The organism is Streptomyces sp. NPDC001020 (assembly GCF_053599115.1).
Genome location: NZ_JBSFLQ010000092.1, coordinates 1 through 3,512 on the forward strand (window position 1 = coordinate 1; position 3,512 = coordinate 3,512).

3 protein-coding genes are annotated in these 3,512 nt (G+C 68.0%); all 3 read right to left on the reverse strand.

What is annotated here, in order from left to right; translation table 11 throughout:
* Nucleotides 1-324: 324 nt before the first annotated feature.
* Nucleotides 325-1,545, reverse strand: a complete 1,221-nt coding sequence (locus tag ACWDEX_RS37055) for an FAD-dependent oxidoreductase (RefSeq protein ID WP_450469069.1) — start codon at nucleotides 1,543-1,545, stop codon at nucleotides 325-327.
* Nucleotides 1,542-2,111 (reverse strand): TetR/AcrR family transcriptional regulator, encoded by a 570-nt coding sequence (locus ACWDEX_RS37060; protein ID WP_450469071.1) that lies wholly within the window; start codon nucleotides 2,109-2,111, stop codon nucleotides 1,542-1,544. Before ACWDEX_RS37060 ends, ACWDEX_RS37055 begins: the two co-directional genes overlap by 4 nt.
* Nucleotides 2,112-2,331: 220 nt before the next feature.
* Nucleotides 2,332-2,925, reverse strand: coding sequence for a DUF4291 domain-containing protein (locus ACWDEX_RS37065; protein WP_450469073.1), 594 nt, complete (start codon nucleotides 2,923-2,925; stop codon nucleotides 2,332-2,334).
* Nucleotides 2,926-3,512 lie beyond the last annotated feature (587 nt).

The window sequence follows — 3,512 nt, forward strand, 5'->3', positions numbered from 1 at the left end:
GACGAAGCCGAGTCGTTCTTCAACGAGCTACCGACGCCTCAACCGGTCCCTGACGGACGGAGCCCCGGATTCCTGCCGACTCCCCAGAGCCGAGTGTGAGCCGCGCATGCCTTGCTGTATCGAGGCAGCGGATCCAGTGATCAGCGGGTGTACTTCGCTTCCGCCGAGGGCGACTTTCACCTGATTGGATCGGCGCCCACGCGCAGCGGGGTATGGGCCGGGCTGTTCATCACACACCCCCCTGTCCGGGTCGCCACGTACACGCTGAGGCCTTCAAGCGAGGGCAGCGGTGCGGCTCGTCCGCCTCACCACATAGGACAGTCCTTAGTCGGCGAAGACCGCTCTGCGCAGGGGGCCGATCGCGCCGCAGGCGCGGAAGAAGCCGCGAGCTGTGCCGCGCAGCGCCCTGCTCCTGGCCGTGGCCAGGGTGAGGTAGCGCAACGCGGTGCCGACGGACGCGAATCCGTCCGCCAGCATCCGGCTCTCGTACTCGCGCACCGCGACGGGCAAGGCGAGTTCACCGCTGCGCACCCGGACCAGGGCGTCGCGCAGCAGGTGCGCGTCGTGCAGCGCGGCGTTGCCGCCGAGCCCGCCGACCGGCGGCATGAAGTGAATGGCGTCGCCGAGCAGTGTGACATTCGTGGTGTCCCAGTGCTTCGGCTTCCGCGCGGCGGCGAAGTCGAACCGCTGCACGGTGGCGGCGGGTGTGTCCGTGATCACCCTGCGCAGGTCGGGATGCCAGTCGGCCGTACGGCCAGCAACGGCCGAGCGCAGGTCCGGGCCGGAGCCGGAATTCAGCGGGGCGCGCAGCGTGTCCCGGTGCGACACGTGCGCCCACATCAGATAGTCCTCGTCCACCGGTTCGGACTCGGTCTCGCGGCGGCGGAACACCGCGGTGAACAGGAAATCCCGCTTCGGCAGGACCATGCTCTTGCCGCTGAGCAGTTCCGGCGGCAGCCAGGCCAGGTTCGCCTCGGTGAGCGGAAGCTTGCCGCCGATGCCGACACCCGGCGCGTCGGTGGTGCGCGCGTCCGGCAGGAACTGTCGGCGCACCCGGGACCGGTTGCCGTCCGCGCCGACCAGCAGATCGCCCGTTGCGGTGCTGCCGTCCGCGAACGACGCGACAACCCGACCGTCCGGCAGTTGTTCGTAGCCGACGAATTCCTTGTCGAACTCGACCATGTCATCCAGGCCGTGCAGCAGCAGGCGGCGCAGCGTGATCCGGCTGACCGCGTGCGTAGCCTCCGCCGGATCGGGCGCGATCACGTCGTCCTCGCGCATCAACTCGTGCAAGCGCTCGGTGAACACGCCCATGCCGCGACCGGGATCGCCGGACGCGGCTATCAGCGTGTGCCACAGATCCTCGGGCAGGCAGGCCTGTAACGCCCTGCTGCCGACGGGTTCGATGTTCAGGCGATAGCCCTGCAACCGGGCGTCGGGCGTGGTGTCGCGTTCGTACACAGCGACGTCGATGCCCGCGCGACGCAATCCTTGACCGAGACAGAGCCCGCCGATGCCGCCGCCGATCACGATGATCCTGGTCATGTCGAAGATCCTCTGCTGAGCAGCGTGTCCAGGTGGGCGAGAACGGCTGCGGCGTGATCCGGACCGAGGCTGGCGCCCTTGACCGAAGCGATCACCAGCTTTGCCGCGATGATCGGGTCGACGCCGTCCGGCCAGGCGTGCTCGGCGGCGCCGTCGGTGAAGACCGAGACGAGCGAGGCCTGCCAGCCGCGCTCGTTGGCCGCGATGGCCTCGGCGAGTTCCGGGTCGCGCAACGCGGCCAGGTCGATCTCGCGCAGTACCACGTGCAGGTCGGGACGGTCGGTGATCATCCGGCCGAGCGTGGCCAAGTGTGCGTGCAGCTTCTCCCGTGACGTACCCGTCGCAGGTGCCACGTTCCAGAACTGCCGGGTCGCGTGGTCGACGACCGCGCTGACCAGGTCCCGTTTGGTGGGGAAGTGGTGGTGGATCGTGGAGTGGTCGATGCCGACCGCGTTTGCCACCTCGCGCAGCCGCAGCCCGCCGAGTCCCTTTGCCGCGATCTGCTCGTATGCCGCGATCACCAGCGCTGCCTTGCGCTCCGCCCCGCGGGGACGCTCCTCGGCCACCGTCGGCCTCCTCTCCACCAACCACTTGGTGGATTTGACTCCGCACAGTGCCGCGATGTCAACAGGCCGAGCACATAGTCGCGTTGAGCACTGGGTCAGCCAGTACGTGATCAGCCTTCGGCGGGAGCCACGCCGATCGGGCAGGTCGCACCCGTCCCTACGGTTGTGCGCTGCCATGGGACTCGGAGAAGGTAGTTGGCTGTTCGATGAGCGTGCCTGGTCACGAGCGTAGGTGGGCCATGAGTTCGTCTTCGACGAGGTATGGCCGTTCCATGGGCAGTAGTCGGGTCGCGGAGTCGAGGTCGCCGTTGCTGACGGCTGCGCGGATCTCGTGGGCGAGCGGCGTCACGTCGCTGGTGGAGACCGTCCACTCGTCCGCGTGGCGTCGTACGGCCTCACCGGAGAGGCCGAGTTGCAGGGAGCGGTAGGGCAGGGGCTGGAGGTGCAGATCGCGCTCGGGGTCCCACTGCACGCGGGCCGGTGCACGCTTCAACTGGCGTTGCCAGGCGGCGCGGTCGGAGTGCAGCCCGCGTGCGTAACCGGACAGGCACGCGTGGCGTAGCGCCCACTCGAAGCCGTCGCGAGTGATCTCGACAGCGAGAACGGTCTCTTGTCCCAGCTTCGTGCCCCAGCCGCAGCGGTACATCATCCACAGGAACGACGGCTTGATCCAGGTCATTCGATCCCGTTTCCATGCAGCGGGGAAACGGCCCTTGCGCACCGCAGGCACCCCGATCTCCGGGAGGTACGCCTGGTAGACGGTGATCGTGGATGCCGTGTGGAGCGCGCGGATCCTGTGTTGCGGTTCTTTCATGGCGTACAGGGTGAGGCCGATCGATTTCCGTCGGCCAATGATTTTCGAACGGCCGGGGCGGCGCCCTCACGTCTCGGTGCGCGGCGGTGATCCGGGCTACGAGGAAGGAGCGGTCGGCGGCGCACTACAGCGCGTCGAACGGAGGCATGATGGCCCGCCGCAGTGCGGCCACCGTGGCACGGGGCTGGGTGATGAGCGGTTGCCCGGCGGCGGAGGTGGTCATGGCTGCTCCCATGGGCGCGATTCTGATCCCAGGCGGCAGCGTATCGGGCACAAGTGCTTCGCTACCGCTCGAACGAGCGAGGGAGAAGCGAGGGAGGAGCGAGACAGAGCCAAGCATGCCGCGCTACGAGGTACCCGAGGATGTCGACCCCCTGGCGCTGCTGCTCGAAACGGCCCGCCCCGAAGGCCCGCCCGCGCACGCGCCCGGCGTGACGAACCGACAAGGAACTGGTTCTGTCCCTCGTCGGCGTGATCATCTCAGTGATCACGGCCCTGCGCTCCTTCTACCGGTTCGACCAGTCATGGATTCTGCTGCGCAACACGGAAATAGCGATCAGTCATGCGTACTTGGAGTGGAAACTCTC

Coding starts and splice junctions, on each gene's coding strand:
- ACWDEX_RS37055 (WP_450469069.1), bottom strand. CDS start 1,545: ATGACCAGGATCATCGTGATCGGCGGCGGCATCGGCGGGCTCTGTCTC.
- ACWDEX_RS37065 (WP_450469073.1), bottom strand. CDS start 2,925: ATGAAAGAACCGCAACACAGGATCCGCGCGCTCCACACGGCATCCACG.